The following is a 17,665-nucleotide window of genomic DNA, read 5'->3' as shown; positions in this document are numbered from 1 at the left end:
CGATACCTTGTTGTGGAACTCCTCGCGTGTTGGTTGCCCATGGCCCTCGGCCGCTCTTACCATGACAGCATGAGGAAAAGCGTAGGCGCTGGGTATGCGCACCTGTTGACGGTTCCCAATCCTCGGCATGTGGCCAGCCTGGTCGACTACTTCACACGCGGATCCAAACCACGGTCCCAGTGGCGGTTCGGTATTGAGATCGAGCATCTGCCGGTGCGCAATGATGGTTCCGATGCCCCGGTTCCCTATGAGGGAGAGCAGGGCATCGAGGCCCTGCTGTCTGCCTTGGAGCCCTGCTATGACGGCGATGCAGAGTACCGTGAAGATGGTCATCTGGTCGGACTGAGTCGTCCAGGCTGCGTGGTCTCCCTGGAGCCCGGAAGCCAGGTGGAGTGCTCCTTGGGCGTCGTGCGGGACAGCCGGGAATTCGAGGATCTCTACCGTCGCTTCCGTGCCGAGGTCGACCCCATCGCCGAGCGACTGGGGTTCCGTCTGGTCGAGTACGGGTACCGTCCGGCTGGGTCCTATGCGGATGTGGGCGTCAATCCCAAGGAACGTTATGCGGTCATGAACACCTACCTGGGTCGCATCGGCCAGTGCGGGCCCATGATGATGCGTAGTACCGCCTCCACCCAGATCAGCATCGACTACCAGGACGAGGATGATGCCATCGCCAAGGTCCGTCTGGGCACGGCCATCGGGCCTATTGTGGCCTACTTCTTCCGCAATACTCCGATCTTTGAGGGGAAGCCCAACCGCATGCCCCTGCGACGCCAGCGGATCTGGGACTGGCTCGACACCCAGCGCACGGGCCTGATTCCTGGGCTGTTCGAGGATGGCTTCGGCTGGGAGGACTATGCCGTGGACATGCTCTCCACACCGCTCATGGTGGCCGATGTCTCCCACACCCCTGAGGTGGATGGACCACAGGGGCAGCAGGTCTTCATTGCCTGGCATGAAAACGCCGGGGAGATCTATCCTGACCGCCGGCTCAACGATGCCGAGATAGCGCACATCCTGACCACGCACTTCAATGACGTCCGCCTAAAGAACTACATCGAGCTCAGGCACTGGGACTCCCTGCCCATGGAACGGGCCAGCCGGCTTATGGACGTTATCGGCGGCATTTTCTATGACTCTGATAGATTCGCCAGACTCGTCGGCTTCTTGGATGGCGTGAGCGAGGAGGACGTGCTCCAGGCCAAGGCCGACCTGCAGGCCCACGGCGGGCAGGCCAGCCCCTATGGGCACTCTCTGGACTTCTGGCGGCAGGCGCTCGGTGCCGAGAACACTCTGGATGATCTGCCGGGTGACCCGCGCCATCCCGATCGCCTCCAAAGCTAATATTTCGTGCAAGCTCGCTGAATTGGACAAAACTTTGCTGTCGGGTTAAACTCATGCTGGTTGATAAAACGTTATAGCAATACTGGTCACTCGCAGCGGAGGGATTCCAATGGAGGTTGTTATTCGGTATGATGCGCTGACACCGGAATTATACGAACGTGTACGTTCGACGGCTGGTTTTCACCCTTATTCATCAGTTGACGTAAGAGCCGCTCTATCTGGCGGTTATTGCTCGGTTGTGGCCGAGGCGGATGGTGAACCAGCTGGTATTGGCCGTGTCGTTGCCGATGGACGTATAGCCTTCTTCATCAAGGATCTTGTGGTGCTGCCTCATTATCGTCATCAGGGTGTTGGCAGTGCTGTTCTACAGGCTTTACTTGATCGAATCAGCCAAGACGCTTGCGAGCATGCTTACGTGGGGCTTATGGCCACTCCCGGCAAGGAAGGCTTCTACGAGGAATATGGCTTTATTCGGCGGCCTGGTCCGGATCTAGGTAGCGGGATGGTCCGCTTCCTGGATGGAGCCTATAGGTCACAGTTATCAACTGGAAGCAAATCAAAGGAGCAGGAATCATGAATCCAACACCAGTCATCATCGATACTGATCCAGGAATTGACGATGCCGTCGCCATTGCCCTGGCGCTATTTTCGCCTCAGTTGGATGTGCGATTGATTACCACAGTGGCCGGCAATGTCGGCTTGGACAAGACGACGCCGAACGCTCTGCGGCTGTTGACGTATTTCGAGCGTCGCGTCCCAGTAGCCCAGGGGGCACCTGCGCCTCTGCTGGAACCTTTCGTGGATGCCAGCGATATACATGGAAAGACGGGAATGGAGGGCTTCGACTTCCCTGAACCTGATCGTTCTCTGTTGCTGAAGGAAAACGCAATCGAGGCCATGCGCAGGGAAATCATGGATTCGTCCGAACCAATCACCCTGGTGACTATCGGACCGTTGACAAATATCGCCCTCCTGCTCAAAGTGTACCCCGAGGTCACCAAGGGAATCGGACGAATCGCTATGATGGGCGGCTCCACAGCCCGCGGCAACCGCGGTGTTATGTCCGAGTTCAATGTGGCCACAGATCCGGAGGCTGCAGCCATTGTATTCGGGGCGGGAATCCCCATCGTCATGGCAGGTTTGGATGTCGGTCTTAAGGCTCTGGTCATGCCCGAGGACAGTGCTCAGCTGCCCGCAATGGGGAAAGTAGGCACAATGACCCATGACCTGTTCAAGAAGTACCGCGGAGGAAGCTTTGCCACAGGTCTGAAGATGTACGATCCCTGCGCAGTCGCATGCATCCTGGCCCCCGAGCTCTTCGAGTTCGCCGAGACCTCTGTTGAGGTGGAGCTGGCGCAAGGTCCGACTCGCGGCTGCACGGTCGTTGACTTGAAGGGTTATCGGAAGCGCACAGCTAACGCTTCCGTGGCTGTCGATGTGGATTCCGAAGGATTCCGGGCCTGGTTCCTGGACGGCATGAGCAAGTGCATTTGATTACAAAGACCAAGATCAAGAAAGAGAGAATCACAAGGTGATTGCGGAAATCGTTCTGGTTCTGGTCGTCCTGGTGGCGATCGGGTACCTAATCATTAAGAAATACAATCCGGCCCTGACCCTGATTATCGGGGGCCTGGTCCTCCTCCTAGGTGCCTGGGCACTGGGACATCCTCTGTATGCAGCGGGCAAGGGAACCGGTTTCGGTCTCTTCGATGTCTTCATGGTTTTCAAGGACACCATTCTGGACCAGCTCAAGGCTGCAGGTCTGGTCATCATGGTGCTGTTCGGCTACTCAGCCTACATGAACACCATTGGGGCTAACCAGGTCGCCGTTAACTACATGGTCAAGCCCCTTCGTCACATCAAGCACAAGGCGCTCATCGTGCCGGCAGTTTTCCTGCTGGGTAATGTTATGTCTCTCGTTATTCCCAGTGCATCCAGCTTGGCAATCATCCTCATGTCCATCCTTTACCCAGTGCTGGTGGGCATGGGGCTTTCCTCGCTGACTGCTGCGGGTGTGATTGCCTGCACAGCCACAATCATGCCCACTCCTCTGGGTGCTGATAATGTTATCGCCGCCAAAACGCTCAAGTACGATCTGATCGAATATGTCGGCAACAACGCCAAGATCGCCATTCCTTCCCTACTGATTATGGCCTTGGCTCACTATATCTGGCAGAAGTGGTGCGATCGTCACGAGGAGAGCACGGGTGTCGCTGACCCCGTCGAGCATGATGCGAAAGCTGTGCGTGACACAACGGGAATCCCTGGATACTACGCTTTTCTGCCCCTGCTACCCCTCATTCTGATCCTTGTCATCGGTATCGCGGCCATGTTTATCAAGGGTCTGACCATGGATATCGTGGTGCTGACTTTCATCTCCTTCTTCATCGCAGTCATCATCGAGGCCGTCCGGCACCGCTCCTTCAAGGAGATCCAGGGATCAGTTGTTGAGATGTTCACCGGTATGGGTCGTGGCTTCAGTCAGGTGGTCATCCTGGTCTGCGGCGGCTCCCTCTTCACCACCGGTGTTCAGAAGCTGGGGCTGATTGATGCTCTGACCCATTCGGTGGAAGGGTCCACCGGGGCCGGCCTGACCGTGGCTCTTATCTTCGCCCTGGCTACTTGCTTGTTCGGCTTCCTGTCCGGTGGCGGTCTGGCCATGTTCTACGCGGTCATCGCCCTGGTGCCTGGAATCGCTGCTGCTGCGGGTGTCAACGGCATCCTTATCGCCATGCCCATGCAGCTGATCGCCAACCTGGCCCGCGGCATATCCCCGGTGGCGGCGGTCATTATGATCGTGGCGGCCAGCATCAAGGTGGAGCCCACCAAGGTGCTCAAGAGGACCAGCGTGCCCAGCATCGTGGGCATCGTCAGCGTACTGATCTTGTCAGTCTTCCTGCTGCCCTACTGATTGCTGTTGTAAACCAAGCAAAGGCTTCCCTTGTGTCGATGCAGTCGATCTTGGGAGGCCTTTAGTCGATTTTGGCATAACCCACTAATTCAGACTGTTTTATTCATATTGATTTACAGAAGTGATGGCCAGTGTAACTATATTTATGTTCACAAGAAGAAGTGGATTGTGTTAGGGTCCCTTGTAGGTTTCTAGACCATTTACCCTGAACACAGAAATGCACAGTGCCGGTTTACTTTTGACAAAACTGATGAATGAATTCTCAGCTGCTGTCGTGCTCATATGACATTCAACAAAGACTTCGGGTTATGCTTAAACTGTTACACACTTGGCCAATTCAGAAAGAGTCTTTATGGGATTTGTGACTATTCGCGATGTGGCACAAAAGGCAGGCGTATCCATCGCGACCGTTTCGCAGATCTTGCACGGGAAAGGCCGATTTTCCAAGAAAACCAAAAAATTGGTCATGAATACGGTTGACGCTTTGGGGTATATTCCTGACTCAAGGGCCCAGGCCATCCGTATGTCTGATTCTAAGATGGTCGGTTTGCTGGTACCTGATTTGCGAAACAGATATTTTGCGGATCTGGTCAGTTCCATGGAAAATATTCTCTATGAAGAAGGCTTCAACACGCTTATCGGTACTTCTGCTGAAAACGTGGAACGTCAGGACTCATTCATTACCAATATTTTAGGGCAGAGATTTGATGGGTTAATTATTATTCCACAAGGAGTAGAATCCGCAGGTTTGAAGGCTCTGGTAAAGCGAAATATTCCCACGGTCTTTGTAGACCGTCGTGTGCCCGGTATGGACACAATTCCATATGTGGTTTCAGATCCAAGGCCAGGTCTGGTTGAGGCGATGCGCGCCCTTTATGCCGACGGACATAGGAAAATCGCTTATCTTGCTCATCCATCCTTGAAGTCTTTTAGCTTGAATGAACGTGCGGAAGCATTTAAAAAGTTAAGCCCCCAGTTCTTCGGAAAGTCGGGTTCTCTGATTCTGTCCAGCGACGGCCAGAACGGATCGCTGGAAATGGAACTGAACCGGATTGAAGAATTTGGAGCCACTGCACTCATTTTCGGGTATTCGCCTGATGCTATCAGCTGTTTGGGCATTTTCCATGATCGTGGGATCAAAATAGGTTCCTGCATGTCGCTTATTTCTTTTGATGATATTGATGTCTTCAATCTTATGACGCCCAAAATCTCGATTATTTCCCAGCAGGCCGAGAAAATGGGGCGCAGAGGAGTCGAGATGTTACTTGAAATGATAAGGAATGGAGTAAGTGGTCTGGGGGCTATGATGAGTATTCCCACCATTTTCATTCACCGTGAATCGGTAGGGCCGGCTCCAGCTTCGGACTCACATCACTGAATGGAATTTGAAAAGCGATTCAAGCCTTGTTTCAGTCCAGTTAATAACTGAATAATATTCCTCGATGCTATTCGAATGACGCTAAATATTAAATGAAACCGGTGCCGATATGCTTACCGACACCGGTTGGTAGTTCATTGGACTCACAAATCGAACAAATCGTGGCCGCGAACGTATTGTTTATTACTTGCTCTCGCTATAAATCTTCTTATTGAAAGCGAAGTAGATAAGAAGGCCAACGACGATCATACCTGCATCAATCAAGAAAAGATTGGAATAATTGGCTGCGAATCCAGTAGTTCCGTTGATGCTGCCTATGGATAGTGTTGGGGAACTCATCAGACCGCCTATGATGGCGATACCAATGGAACTGGAGACGTTCATAGCCAGGTCGTTCATGCCTACGCCGCGTCCAGACTCATCCTTAGACAGGGTGCCAAGAACTGTTGAGACCAGTGGCGAGTAGAGGAAACCGCCTCCACCGTAATAAATGCAGCCTGCAATGGTCAAAGCAATCGGTCCTAGATTGACACAGAAGACGGCAAGAACAAAGCCGAGTATTTTCATGCAGCCCGCAGTGATGATTGCGGCCCGACGACCGATCTTGCCAACGATCCACCCTGAGCAGATTCCTACAGTGGCCCCTACGACGAAAGCCCAGACGATGTGCAGTGATACCTGTGAAGTGGTCAGGTGGAACACCTTGGTGCTTATTCCGTTAAAGAGCGGGGAGAAGGAATAGTTGGGCAGATAGAAGAGCAGAAGCAGAGATATTGCCATCAGCCAGCGTTTGTTGCGGAAGAAAGCCGGAGTTACGAAGGGATTGCTTGCCTTGTGAATGTATATAGCGAAGACGATGAAGAGAACGGCAGAAGCAGCAAGCATCCACCAGCTCTTGTAGGAGAAGAAGAGGGTAATGAAAGCTGTGGCCAGGCCGAAGATCGTGAAGCCGACCACATCGACTTTTTCACCGTTTCCAGTTTTATTTGGAAGATTCTTAAGAAGAAGGGGTAGGAAGAGTACAGTCACGGCCGGAATCAGGAATAGATACTGCCAATGAATCGAAGTTAAGAAGCCCGCAGCGAAGACGCCGATGGCTGCCGAGATCTGATATCCAGCGGTAAAGATCCCAAAAAATATGACCTTAAGAGAATCCTTAAGATATTTTGTCGCCACTACCAGATAAACGGAGCCGGCCACCTGCTCGCCAGCCGTCTGGATAGCTCGGGCCACAATGACCGTCCATATATTAGCAGTGAAATAGTAGTTGGCTACAAATCCGAGAACCGAACCGAATACCAGCAAGGTAATGCCTACAACTACCAATTTTTTGAGTGAGACAAAATCTCCCAGCGAACCGTAGATGAAGCATACGATGCCGAGAACAATACTGGGAATCGCCGTTATCAAGGACGCTTGCCCTGGTGCTCCAACGCTTTCTCCAATTTCCTGGAAAACCAGATTGAATCCTTGTAGGCATAAAGTGCCCAGGACGAAAGTGATGAGCAGCGGAATTAAGGCTTTGACAGCCATGTCGCTTGTTATTTCCGCCTGTTGAGAGGAACTCTGTGATGGTGAGCCGTCCTTGGCTGCAGTCGCACTGTCTGACATGATTGCTCTTATTCTCTCTTTATTATCTATATCGATTAATAGGTTTACCGGTGTCTGGCTTCATTGCTGGTCAGAGACAACTAGGGAGGTTCTGGTCATGAATTCATGCAGGAAACGCTCCACATCTACCTTGATGGCCACTTGAGTTGTCTTGGTGGCATCGTTGAGCCTATCCTTGTCTCCAATAGTTCTTCCTCTAGTGGCTCCGTCAGTCTCAACTTTCAAGTTGACACCCAAGGTCTTGACCAATGTGGGATCAACGGCTACTGCCACGGCCAGGGGATCATGTAAACCGCAACCTCCCAAGCCCGGAGACGTAAGCTCATAGGCGTGGATGTAGTAATCCGTCATGTCGCTAAGAAAAGCGGCGGCAGGGGTTCCCAGCGCTCGCCATTGCTTGGTTTCATTTGTCGTCAGCAAAGTTTGCAAGGTAACGTCAAGACCCACCATGGTGCATTGGGCTCCGGATGTGAACAGTGTATTAGCTGCTTCGGGATCTTGAGATATGTTGGCTTCACGCCATGGCGCCACATTGCCTGTAACCGTCAGTGCGCCTCCCATGATCACGATTCCTCCCATGATTTCCCTGATGGAAGGGTCCTGTTTCACGGCCGCGGCGATATTGGTCAGTGGTCCCGTAGCTACATAAGTCAGATCTTTGCCGTACTTATGAGCTGAATTGATAATAAAGTCGATCGCTGATGATGCTTCTTGGCAGCGAGGCGAATCAGGTATTGTTACATCGCCGATTCCATTTTTACCATGGATCAGCCGTGATCCCTCCAAGACCTCGAAGGTGTTCTTGTTGGTTGCATGGGGTAGACCAGCGTAAACAGGGACTTCTGCATGACCAAATAAATCGGTGATAGCCAGGTCGTTGCGGATTCCTTGGCTCATGGTTACGTTGCCGTAGGTTGCTGTAATACCGATCAGTTCTACCTCTGGGCTTCCAAGAGCGTAGGCGATGGCAAGGGTGTCATCAATTCCGGTATCAAGATCGAGTATGAACTTCCTCAATTGTTAGCCTTTCCAATAGCAGCAATGAGTGAATACAAAGCATCTGCGCTCCCTCTAAGCATCTTTGCCTCACTTGCATTCTTTAAAACAAAGAAGATAAAACCTTTTATCGTCTCTGTGGTGAATAAATTATCAAACTGGATTTAACTTGTCAAATTTCTGGGTGAAAGAGGTGAGGAGCAACAGATCTTCATAGGTGTTTCCGCAAGGTGAATGAGCGGGAAGAAATGGTAGATGGGTGGTGTATTCTTAACGAGCAATGGGCCTTGATCCGTCATCAGCGGGGAGCCCTCGGAAGAACGGGCTCGCTTGCGGCGATCCTCAGTAGAACCGACGGGCGGGCCCGCACAGCCCAGTTCAAGCGGTCCGGCGCAGATCATGGCCGGGCAAGCGAGGTGGTACCGCGGTGGGCCCCATGGGTCCCTCGTCCTCGACATGGCGACATGAACGACCAGCGAGGAGCGTGAACGGTGAATCAGACCACTGATACCTCAGATGCGACAAAACGGGATGGCGAAGTCTATCCCAAGGCGGTGGTGGACCCGGCTCTGGCCAAGGTGACGCCCAATCCCTCCTTCCCTCATATGGAGGAGTCCGTTCTGGACTACTGGGACCATGACGACACTTTCAACAAGTCAGTGGATCGTCGTCCGTCCGGCGATCATGCCGACAATGAGTTCGTCTTCTTCGACGGCCCGCCCTTCGCCAACGGCCTGCCCCACTATGGGCACCTGCTGACCGGCTACGTCAAGGATGTCATTCCCCGCTACCAGACCATGAAGGGCCACAAGGTCAAGAGGGTCTTTGGCTGGGACACCCACGGCCTGCCCGCCGAGCTGGAAGCGCAGCGCGAGCTCGGCATCGACAGCGTGGATCAGATCGAGCAGATGGGCATCGAGAAGTTCAATGACGCCTGCCGCGCCTCGGTGCTCAAGTACACCAGCGAGTGGAAGGACTACGTCCACCGGCAGGCCCGCTGGGTGGACTTCGACCACGGCTACAAGACCCTGGACGTCTCCTACATGGAGTCGGTCATGTGGGCCTTCAAGACCCTCTACGAGAAGGGCCTGGCCTACGAGGGCTACCGGGTGCTGCCCTACTGCTGGAAGGACCAGACCCCGCTGTCCAACCATGAGCTGCGCATGGATGCCGATGTCTACCAGGACCGGCAGGACACCACCGTCTCCGTGGCCGTCAAGCTCAGGGACGAGGACGCCTATGCGGTCTTCTGGACCACCACCCCCTGGACCGTCCCCACCAACCTGGCCATCGTGGTCGGCGCTGACATCGAGTACTCGGAGGTCAGTCCGGTGTCGGGGCCCTTCGCCGGCAAGCGCTTCTACATCGCCACGGCACGCTTGGGCGATTACGCCAAGCAGCTGGGGGAGGACTACCAGGTGGTCCGCACCCTCAAGGGGTCCCAGATGGAGGGCTGGCGGTACTGGCCGGTCTTCCCCTACTTCGCCGGAGAGCAGGCCGAATCCGAGGGCGGCACTCCTGGCCCCAATGCCTATACCATCTACACGGCTGACTACGTCGACACCGTGGAGGGCACCGGCCTGGTCCACCAGGCTCCCTATGGCGAGGACGATATGAACACCCTGAACGCCAAGGGCATCCGCAGCGTGGACGTGCTCGATGCCGGGGCCGTCTTCACCGAGCAGTGCCCGGACTACCAGGGCCTGCAGGCCTTCGAGGCCAACATGCCCATCGTCCGCAACCTGCGCGCCGGCGACGGCCCCCTGGCACAGATCCCGGCCGAGCATCGGGCCCTCCTCTTCCAGGAGAAGAGCTATGTCCACTCCTACCCCCACTGCTGGCGTTGCGGCACCCCGCTGATCTACAAGCCGGTCTCCAGCTGGTTCGTCTCCGTGACCAAGATCAAGGACCGCCTCCTGGAACTCAACCAGCAGATCAACTGGATCCCCGGAAACGTCAAGGACGGCCAGTTCGGCAAGTGGCTGGCCAATGCCCGCGACTGGTCCATCTCCCGCAACAGGTTCTGGGGCTCGCCCATTCCGGTCTGGGTCTCGGACGATCCCAAGTATCCTCGGGTGGACGTCTACGGGTCCTTGGATGAGCTCAAGAAGGACTTCGGCCGCTACCCGACTGATGACAAGGGGCAGATCAACATGCATCGGCCCTGGATCGACCAGCTGACCAGGCCCAACCCTGACGACCCCACCGGCAAATCCACCATGCACAGGATCACCGATGTGCTGGACTGCTGGTTCGAGTCGGGTTCCATGCCCTTCGCCCAGTTCCACTACCCCTTCGAGAACAAGCAGTATTTTGAGGACAGAGATCCCTGCGATTTCGTGGTGGAGTACATCGGCCAGACCCGTGGCTGGTTCTATACCATGCACATCATGTCCACGGCCCTCTTCGACCGCCCGGCCTTCAAGAATGTGATCTGCCACGGCATCGTCCTGGGCTCCGACGGCCAGAAGATGAGCAAGCACCTGCGCAACTATCCGGATGTGAACGAGGTCTTCGACAAGTACGGATCCGACGCCATGCGCTGGTTCCTGATGAGCTCGTCCATCTTGCGCGGCGGCAACCTGGTCGTCACCGCCGATGGCATTCGCGACACGGTCCGCCAGGTCATGTTGCCGGTCTGGAGCTCCTATTACTTCTACACGCTCTACGCCAACGCGGCCAACAAGGGCGCCGGCTACCAGGCCCAGGCGCTGACGCCGGACCGGGTGGCGAGCCTGCCGGAGATGGACCGCTTCCTGCTGGCACGCACCCGTCGGCTGATCCAGTCAGTGCAGAAGGCCCTGGACGACTTCGCCATCTCCGAGGCCTGCGATGCGGTGACCGACTTCATCGATGTGCTGACCAACTGGTACATCCGCAACAACCGCGACCGCTTCTGGGGCGAGGACCACCAGGCTTTCGATACCCTCTACACGGTTCTGGAGGCCTTCGCCCGCCTTCTGGCCCCCCTGGCGCCCATGGAAGCCGAGCAGATCTGGCGGGGCCTGACCGGTGGCGAGTCTGTCCATCTGGCCGACTGGCCCTTCCTGGCCGACGAGGCCACCGGGCAGGAGACCGAACTGGGACAGGTCCTGCGTGACGATCCTGCCCTGGTAGCCGCCATGGAGAAGGTCCGCGAGGTGGTTTCGGCCACTCTGGCCCTGCGCAAGGCCGAGCAGATTCGCGTCCGTCAGCCCCTGTCCCTGCTGACCGTGGTGGTTCGTGACCCCGATGCGGCCCGCCCCTATGTGGCCGTGCTCAAGGCCGAGCTGAACATCAAGGATGTGGAGTTCTGCACCCTGGATCAGGCCGGCCAGCATGGTCTGCGAATCATCCACGATCTCAAGGTCAATGCCCGTGCGGCCGGACCCCGGTTGGGCAAGCAGGTCCAGTTCGTCATCCGGGCCTCCAAGCAGGGCGACTGGTCAGAGCAGGACGGTCATGTGGTCGTCACTACCCCCGATGGACCGGTGGCCCTGGAACCCGGTGAATACGAGTTGGACAACAGGATCGAGCAGGAGGATGGCTCCCAGGCTGATCGGTCGGCCTCTGCAGCCCTGCCCACCGGAGGCTTCGTCATCCTCGACACCCAGCTGGACGACGACCTCCTGGCCGAGGGCTATGCCAGGGATCTGATCCGCCAGGTTCAGGATGCCCGGAAGACCGCCGGTCTGGACATCGCCGACCGGATCCGGCTGACCCTGACCCTGCCCGGGGAGGATGCCCCCAAGGCCCAGCAGTTCAGCGACCTGATCGCAGGCGAGACCCTGGCCACCAGCCTGACCGTCAACGCTGGCGATGTGGACCAGCCACAGGTCGACCTGGTCAAAGCCTGATCATAATTGCATAAAAAGGGCTTCCATCTGATAGGAGATGGAAGCCCTTCTTTATACGACCTGCCTGTCTAGGTGCTCGTCTGCGCCACGCTTGGCCGTGCTGCCGGCAACCGCGATGGAGTACCGGCTGCTGATCAGCCTTTGACCTTGTCGCTGACCTGGTTCAAGGTCTGCATATCCTGGTCGCTCAGTTCCAGATGGGCAGCGGCCAGAAGGGCCGGCAGCTGCTCGGGGGTGCGTGCAGAAGCAATAGGGGCTGCAATCCCGGGCCTATGGTTGAGCCAGGCCAAGGCCACGGTGGCCAGTTCGACCCCATGGGCCTTGGCGATGCCGTCCATGGCGGCGACCACATCCAGACCCTCCTGAGTGAAGAAGTCCTTGACCATGCCCTCGCGCTGCTTGCCCTTGAGGTCGTCCATGGTCCGGTACTTGCCCGTCAGGAAGCCCGAGGCCAGCGAGAAGTAAGGGAAGACCGCCAGATCCTCGTCCTTGGCAACCTGCATGAGGCCATTCTCATAGTCCTTGCGGTAAACCAGGTTGTACTGGGGTTCCAGGGCCACCGGCAGGGTCAGGCCCTCCTTGCGTGCAATGCTGAACCATTCGCGGATTCGGTCCGGGGTGTAGTTGGACAGGCCGATGGCCCGAACCTTGCCCTCCTTGACCAGCTTGTCGAAGGCTGCCGCAGTCTCCTCCAGGGGGGTGGAGCTGTCGTCGAAGTGGGCGTAGTAGAGATCGATCACATCCAGGCCCAGCCTGAGAAGGGAGGCGTCGGCGGCGGCCTCGATGTTCTTGGCTGAAAGACCGGAGTACTGGGGGTGCTGGCTGACCTTGGTAGCCACCAGGACCTTGTTGCGGTTGCCGTTCTTGGCCAGCCAGCGGCCCAGGACGATCTCGGACTCGCCGCCGGAGTGGCCTGGGGCCCAGGCCGAGTAGACGTCAGCTGTATCGATCAGGTTGCCCCCGGCTTCCGTGTAGGCGTCCAGGACCTGGTCAGACACAGATTCGTCGCTGGTCCATCCGAAGGTGTTGCCGCCCAGGACCAGGGGGAAGATTTCGGCGTCAATGCCGCGTAGTTTTGCCATATTCATCCTTTCGGGTTGAAGGCTCGTAAAGCCGAGTCTATTACGGCTTGAGCGCCCGAACCGATTGTTCAGACGAGTCCATCATGTATGGTGATGAGAGGAAAGGCCGGAATGGTGCGGTTCTCAGGTCCGGCCCCAAGGGTTTTAAGCTCGAAGGAGAACACTCATGCATCTGGGCATCGCCATTGTGATCGCCGTGCTGGTCCTGGCGCTGATCATCTTCCTTCTGGGGATTTTCGTGGTGCCCCAGCAGCAGGCGGACGTCATTGAGCGCTTCGGCAAGTACCACCGGGTGGCGCTGGCAGGCATCCACGCCAAGATCCCCTTGGTGGACCGGATAGCCGCCAAAACCAACCTGCGGGTCAACCAGCTGAACGTCAAGCTGGAGACCAAGACCAAGGACAACGTCTTCGTCACCGTGGAGGTCTCTGCACAGTTCCGGGTGGAGGCGGCCAACGTGTCTACGGCCTACTACGAGCTGGTCGACCCGGCGGGCCAGCTGCGCTCCTATATGGAGGACGCCCTCAGGTCGGCCATTCCCGCCCTGAGCCTGGATGACGCCTTCGCCCGCAAGGACGACATCGCCTCCGACGTGCAGCGGACCGTGGGCCAGGAGATGCAGCGCTTCGGGTTCTCGGTCATCAAGACCCTGGTCACGGCTATCGACCCCTCCACCCAGGTCAAGCAGGCCATGGACTCCATCAACGCGGCCCAGCGTGAGAAGGAGGCCACCAGGGAGCGTGCCGAGGCCCGTCGGATCGAGATCGAGACCCAGGCCAGGGCCGATGCCGAGAAGACCAGGATGCAGGGCGAGGGCCAGGCCAACTACCGACGGGAGATCGCCAACGGCATTGTGGACCAGATCAACAGTCTGCGGGCCGTGGGCATGGATATCGATGCGGTCAACAATGTGGTGCTCTTCAACCAATATCTGGATGTGATGCGCTCGCTGGCCGAGTCCGACAATGCCAAGACCCTGGTTCTGCCAGCGGCGACCCCCGGTGGTTACAACGAGCTCTTCAACCAGATGACCGCAGCGCTCATGACCGCCCAGAGCACCCAGGGCAGTGCGGATCCCCGCCACGGCCGCAGGAGTGCGGGCGCAGAGGGCGGGGCCGGGACGCCGGCTCTGTAAGGCCTTGCTCAGCTTTCCAGGAAGTCGGCTATGGCCTCGGCGGCCCGATAGCCCTTGTCATACATGGCGTTGAGTCCCTTGAGCGACTTGCTCAGCGTGGTCAGTCCACACAGGCTGTCCGGGGCCAGGATGAGCACTTGGCCCTTCTTCTCGGCCTGCTTGGCCAGGGCCACCTCGTCGTTGTAGGTGCGGTAGCGCTCCATCAGGCGCTCGCCGGCCGCCGGATACGTCCTGGCCAGGATCCGTGCCGGCAGGACATCCTTCTTCTGCTCGCGCAGAATATCCCTCTGGCGGGTCAGGACCAGGACGATGCGCTCGTAGCCCTCGTCCATGGCCTTGCGGACCGGGACCGGGTCGGCGATGCCGCCGTCCAGATAGGGCACCCCATCGATCATGTAGGGCTTGTTGGCCACCGGCACGGTGGATGAGGCCTTGAGGATGTCATAGTTGTCCTGGGCCAGGTCGGACTTGTCAAAGTAGACGGTGGATCCGTCAGTGGCCTTGCAGGCGACTACGGTGAACAGGGCCGGATTGGCCTTCAGAGCCTGGTAATCCAGCGGGCATTCCCCGTCGTGGGCCGACAGTTTGCCGTAGACGTAGTCCAGATCGACAAAGGTGTGCTTGGTCAGGAAGTTGCTCACGCTCGCGTACTCCTTGCGGGAGGAGTAGACGGTGTAGAAGCGGTAGCAGCGCCTGAGCTGGCCCGACAGGAACGAGGCCAGATTGGCGCTGCCGGCCGAGACCCCGTAGCAGTGATCGAAGGTGATGCCCTGCTCCATGCAGCGGTCGAAGACGCCGGCGCCGAAGATGGACCGGTAGCCGCCGCCTACGTCGATGACGGCTGTTCTTTTGCGTACCATGGGCACCTCGTTTCCTGACAGATATCCGAGCTTGATGACAGCTTATGCGTGAACGTTGGACAAGCCGTTCAGGGGCGACAGGAGGCCAGCAGCCTCTTGGACAGATCCAGCATGGCCGGTGAGGAATCAGAGTTGGCGATCTGTACGCTGCCGGGGCCCGGGCCCGGGTTGAGGGCATCGGCTTGGGCCAGCAGATCCTTGAGGTGGCGGGCCGTTCCAGGGTTGCCGTCGACCAGTGCCAGGCCCGGCGGGCAGATGCGGGCGATGGATTGTCGGAAGAAGACGAAGTGGGTGCAGCCTAGGACCAGGGCATCCAGGGTCTGCAGATCATAGGGGTCCAAATAGCGGTGCAGGGTGGCGTCGACCAGGGCCTGGTCGTTCAGCCTGTCAGACTCCACAATGGTCACCAGGTCCGGGCAGGGCTGGGTGAGGATGGTGTGCCTGCCGGAGAACCGTGCCATCAGGCGTGAGAACTTGGCCTCCTTCAAGGTCAGCGGGGTGGCCGTGACCAGAACCCGCTGGGGTCGACCTCCGCCGCGCGTGCAAGCGAGTTTCAGTGCCGGCTCCATGCCGATGACCGGGATCGGGTAACGTCGGCGCATGTCATCCACGCAGACGCTGGTGGCGGTGTTGCAGGCGATGACCATGGCCTTGATGCCCTGGTCCATGAACCGGTCGCCGATGACCTGGCAGCGCTGGGTGATCTGGTCCGGCTCCTTGGTGCCGTAGGGGGCGTAGGCGGAGTCGCCGAAGTAGAGCAGGTTTTCTTGAGGAAGGAGGTTGCGGATGGCTGCGGTGACGCTCAAACCGCCGAGTCCGGAGTCGAAGATCCCGATCGGTGCATCTGATGTCATCTGATCCGCTCCTTTCGCAGCCGAAGAACCAGCCTAGCCTGTCGCCGAAGGGCCGTACGCTACAAGCATGAGTATTCCCCGGACTGTTTACAAAATGCAAGCCACCGGCAACGATTTTGTGGTCTACGCCGATCCCCGGGGGGATCTGGAGCCTACAGCCGACCAGGTGCGCTGGCTGTGCGACCGTCATTTCGGGGTCGGGGCCGACGGGGTCATCCGGCTGACCCATCCGGCTGATGTCAGCGACTTGAATCAGGACCAGGTGGATGCCTGCGACCGTTTCGGCTGTCAGTGGTTCATGGACTACCGCAACGCGGACGGATCACTGGCCCAGATGTGCGGCAACGGGACCCGGGCTGTCACCCTTTTCGCCCAGAAGCAGGGGCTGACACCGACCATGGAGGGCTCCTCCTTCCTGCTGGGGACCCGGGCCGGGGTCAAGCGGATCGTCTCGCGCAGTCCGATGAAGTGCGACGGCGAGCATGTGTTCAAGGTCAAGGTCGGGGCCTGGCGGATGGGCCCGGTGGGGCAACAGCTGGTCGACGGCGGCGCCCTAGGTGGCTCGGCTCCTGGCACCATGGTGGATATGGGCAATCCTCATGCAGTCGTTCTGACTGCAGTCGATGCCGAATTGGAGGCCGGTGGACTGCCTGAAACCGTGACCGACCTGCTGGCCAGGACCGATCTGCCCGATCCGGGCGATCTGGATCTGTCGGCCCCGCCGAGGGTCAGGCCCGGGCTGGCCGAAGGGCAGAATGTGGAATTCCTGCGTCTGGATGCCCTGGATGCCGACAATGGCAACGGTCGGGCCACCATGAGGGTCTATGAACGTGGCGTGGGCGAGACCCTGTCCTGCGGGACCGGTCTGTGCGCCAGCGGCGTGCTGTTGCGAGCCCTGACCGGGGTCGACCATTGGACTATCCAGGTGGGCGGAGGACGTCTGCAGGTGGACGTGGATCCGCAGGATGTCTGGCTGACCGGACCGGCCAGAATGGTGGCCCGCCTGACCCTGGAGCATATTCCCGGTTGCTGATCAGCCGAAGAGGGCGGATCCTTCCACAGCTAGGACGATAGTGGCCAGGGCGACCAGCCAGACCAGGTCGACCATCAGATCGAAGTGCCGCTGATAGTATGTCTGCAGCCATCCCGACCTCTTGCGCGGCAGACCCTGCTGGATGACTGTGGCGTGGCTGAAGGCCATGAACTGCAGGCTGGTGGCGAGGGTCATGACCAGGCACCAGGGGCAGAGGGCGTGGATGACGAAGAGCGACTGGGTGAACAGCCAAAGCGCATAGGCCAGGGCGGTAAGGGAGGCCAGCCAGGTCCCTGCCGCCAGCAGTGCGGGCATCTTGATCCGGCACAGGCCCACTATGGCCAGCGTCAGGAAGACGGATTCGGCTATCAGTCCCAGAAAGGCATTGGGTACCGGCAGGGTGCCCAGGCGGATCAGCTCGGCCTGGGGGGATTGGGCCACGGCTGAGCAGGAGACCACCGAGTTGATGTCACAACTGAGCTGGCCCTGGGGGTGGCGTGCCAGCTGGAGGGTTTCCGCTGACAGGACCAGGCTGGCGTAGAGCGCCGCAAACGAGGTCAGGGCGGCAATCAGATAGCTGGAAGGGGCTGACGAGGTCGGTTCGCTCATGGGGTCCATCACCTCA

14 protein-coding genes are annotated in these 17,665 nt (G+C 58.1%); 8 read left to right on the top strand and 6 right to left on the bottom strand.

What is annotated here, in order from left to right; genetic code table 11:
* Positions 1-69 precede the first annotated feature (69 nt).
* The 5 genes from H3T92_RS05645 to H3T92_RS05625 all read left to right on the top strand — a co-directional run bounded on the left by H3T92_RS05645 (position 70) and on the right by H3T92_RS05625 (position 5,633).
* A complete protein-coding gene (locus H3T92_RS05645; protein WP_198189559.1) occupies positions 70-1,344 on the top strand; it encodes a glutamate-cysteine ligase family protein in 1,275 nt (424 codons plus the stop codon).
* A 109-nt stretch (positions 1,345-1,453) separates the two neighbouring features.
* Positions 1,454-1,921 (top strand): GNAT family N-acetyltransferase, encoded by a 468-nt coding sequence (locus H3T92_RS05640; RefSeq protein ID WP_198189558.1) that lies wholly within the window; start codon positions 1,454-1,456, stop codon positions 1,919-1,921.
* A complete protein-coding gene (gene rihC / locus H3T92_RS05635; protein WP_198189557.1) occupies positions 1,918-2,838 on the top strand; it encodes a ribonucleoside hydrolase RihC in 921 nt (306 codons plus the stop codon). Before H3T92_RS05640 ends, rihC begins: the two co-directional genes overlap by 4 nt.
* 37 nt (positions 2,839-2,875) lie before the next feature.
* A complete protein-coding gene (gene dcuC, locus H3T92_RS05630; protein WP_198189556.1) occupies positions 2,876-4,255 on the top strand; it encodes a C4-dicarboxylate transporter DcuC in 1,380 nt (459 codons plus the stop codon).
* A 352-nt stretch (positions 4,256-4,607) separates the two neighbouring features.
* A complete protein-coding gene (locus H3T92_RS05625; protein ID WP_198189555.1) occupies positions 4,608-5,633 on the top strand; it encodes a LacI family DNA-binding transcriptional regulator in 1,026 nt (341 codons plus the stop codon).
* A 183-nt stretch (positions 5,634-5,816) separates the two neighbouring features.
* On the opposite strand, the gene H3T92_RS05620 is transcribed toward H3T92_RS05625, so the two are convergent.
* Both H3T92_RS05620 and H3T92_RS05615 read right to left on the bottom strand, forming a co-directional pair.
* Positions 5,817-7,244: an MFS transporter gene (locus tag H3T92_RS05620; protein ID WP_198189554.1), complete on the bottom strand. Its 1,428-nt coding sequence runs from the start codon at positions 7,242-7,244 to the stop codon at positions 5,817-5,819.
* A gap of 60 nt (positions 7,245-7,304) precedes the next feature.
* Positions 7,305-8,261, bottom strand: coding sequence for a nucleoside hydrolase (locus H3T92_RS05615; RefSeq protein WP_198189553.1), 957 nt, complete (start codon positions 8,259-8,261; stop codon positions 7,305-7,307).
* Positions 8,262-8,731: 470 nt separating this feature from the next.
* Between H3T92_RS05615 and ileS the strand changes: the two genes are divergently transcribed.
* Positions 8,732-12,076, top strand: coding sequence for a mupirocin-resistant isoleucine--tRNA ligase (gene ileS / locus H3T92_RS05610; RefSeq protein WP_198189552.1), 3,345 nt, complete (start codon positions 8,732-8,734; stop codon positions 12,074-12,076).
* A gap of 134 nt (positions 12,077-12,210) precedes the next feature.
* Here the strand turns inward: ileS and H3T92_RS05605 are convergent, their stop codons facing one another.
* Positions 12,211-13,158 carry an aldo/keto reductase gene (locus H3T92_RS05605; protein WP_198189551.1) on the bottom strand — a complete coding sequence of 316 codons (948 nt, stop codon included), beginning with the start codon at positions 13,156-13,158 and terminating at the stop codon, positions 12,211-12,213.
* A 166-nt stretch (positions 13,159-13,324) separates the two neighbouring features.
* Here H3T92_RS05605 and H3T92_RS05600 point away from each other — a divergent pair, with 166 nt between their 5' ends.
* Positions 13,325-14,293 (top strand): SPFH domain-containing protein, encoded by a 969-nt coding sequence (locus H3T92_RS05600; RefSeq protein WP_198189550.1) that lies wholly within the window; start codon positions 13,325-13,327, stop codon positions 14,291-14,293.
* Positions 14,294-14,301: 8 nt separating this feature from the next.
* Here H3T92_RS05600 and H3T92_RS05595 read toward each other — a convergent pair whose 3' ends face one another.
* Both H3T92_RS05595 and murI read right to left on the bottom strand, forming a co-directional pair.
* A complete protein-coding gene (locus H3T92_RS05595; RefSeq protein WP_198189549.1) occupies positions 14,302-15,153 on the bottom strand; it encodes a patatin-like phospholipase family protein in 852 nt (283 codons plus the stop codon).
* Between the two features lie 68 nt (positions 15,154-15,221).
* Positions 15,222-16,007, bottom strand: coding sequence for a glutamate racemase (gene murI, locus H3T92_RS05590; RefSeq protein WP_198189548.1), 786 nt, complete (start codon positions 16,005-16,007; stop codon positions 15,222-15,224).
* Positions 16,008-16,074: 67 nt separating this feature from the next.
* Between murI and dapF the strand changes: the two genes are divergently transcribed.
* The gene (gene dapF, locus H3T92_RS05585; RefSeq protein ID WP_198189547.1) at positions 16,075-17,040 is read left to right on the top strand and encodes a diaminopimelate epimerase; all 966 of its coding nucleotides are present in this window, start codon (positions 16,075-16,077) and stop codon (positions 17,038-17,040) included.
* Here dapF and H3T92_RS05580 read toward each other — a convergent pair whose 3' ends face one another.
* A complete protein-coding gene (locus H3T92_RS05580) occupies positions 17,041-17,649 on the bottom strand; it encodes a vitamin K epoxide reductase family protein (RefSeq protein WP_198189546.1) in 609 nt (202 codons plus the stop codon).
* Positions 17,650-17,665: the final 16 nt, after the last annotated feature.

It is taken from the genome of Bifidobacterium sp. W8112 (genome assembly GCF_016101425.1).
Classification (GTDB): Bacteria; Actinomycetota; Actinomycetes; order Actinomycetales; family Bifidobacteriaceae; genus Bombiscardovia; species Bombiscardovia apousia.
The sequence above is the reverse complement of the archived record's forward strand: the minus strand, read 5'-3'. Positions and strand labels throughout refer to the sequence as shown.

What these genes read in the sequence shown, in the direction of transcription:
- H3T92_RS05645 (WP_198189559.1), top strand. Translation starts at nt 70, where the DNA reads ATGAGGAAAAGCGTAGGCGCTGGGTATGCGCACCTGTTGACGGTTCCC.
- H3T92_RS05640 (WP_198189558.1), top strand. Translation starts at nt 1,454, where the DNA reads ATGGAGGTTGTTATTCGGTATGATGCGCTGACACCGGAATTATACGAA.
- rihC (WP_198189557.1), top strand. Translation starts at nt 1,918, where the DNA reads ATGAATCCAACACCAGTCATCATCGATACTGATCCAGGAATTGACGAT.
- H3T92_RS05625 (WP_198189555.1), top strand. Translation starts at nt 4,608, where the DNA reads ATGGGATTTGTGACTATTCGCGATGTGGCACAAAAGGCAGGCGTATCC.
- H3T92_RS05620 (WP_198189554.1), bottom strand. Translation starts at nt 7,244, where the DNA reads ATGTCAGACAGTGCGACTGCAGCCAAGGACGGCTCACCATCACAGAGT.
- H3T92_RS05605 (WP_198189551.1), bottom strand. Translation starts at nt 13,158, where the DNA reads ATGGCAAAACTACGCGGCATTGACGCCGAAATCTTCCCCCTGGTCCTG.
- H3T92_RS05600 (WP_198189550.1), top strand. Translation starts at nt 13,325, where the DNA reads ATGCATCTGGGCATCGCCATTGTGATCGCCGTGCTGGTCCTGGCGCTG.
- H3T92_RS05595 (WP_198189549.1), bottom strand. Translation starts at nt 15,153, where the DNA reads ATGGTACGCAAAAGAACAGCCGTCATCGACGTAGGCGGCGGCTACCGG.
- murI (WP_198189548.1), bottom strand. Translation starts at nt 16,007, where the DNA reads ATGACATCAGATGCACCGATCGGGATCTTCGACTCCGGACTCGGCGGT.
- dapF (WP_198189547.1), top strand. Translation starts at nt 16,075, where the DNA reads ATGAGTATTCCCCGGACTGTTTACAAAATGCAAGCCACCGGCAACGAT.
- H3T92_RS05580 (WP_198189546.1), bottom strand. Translation starts at nt 17,649, where the DNA reads ATGAGCGAACCGACCTCGTCAGCCCCTTCCAGCTATCTGATTGCCGCC.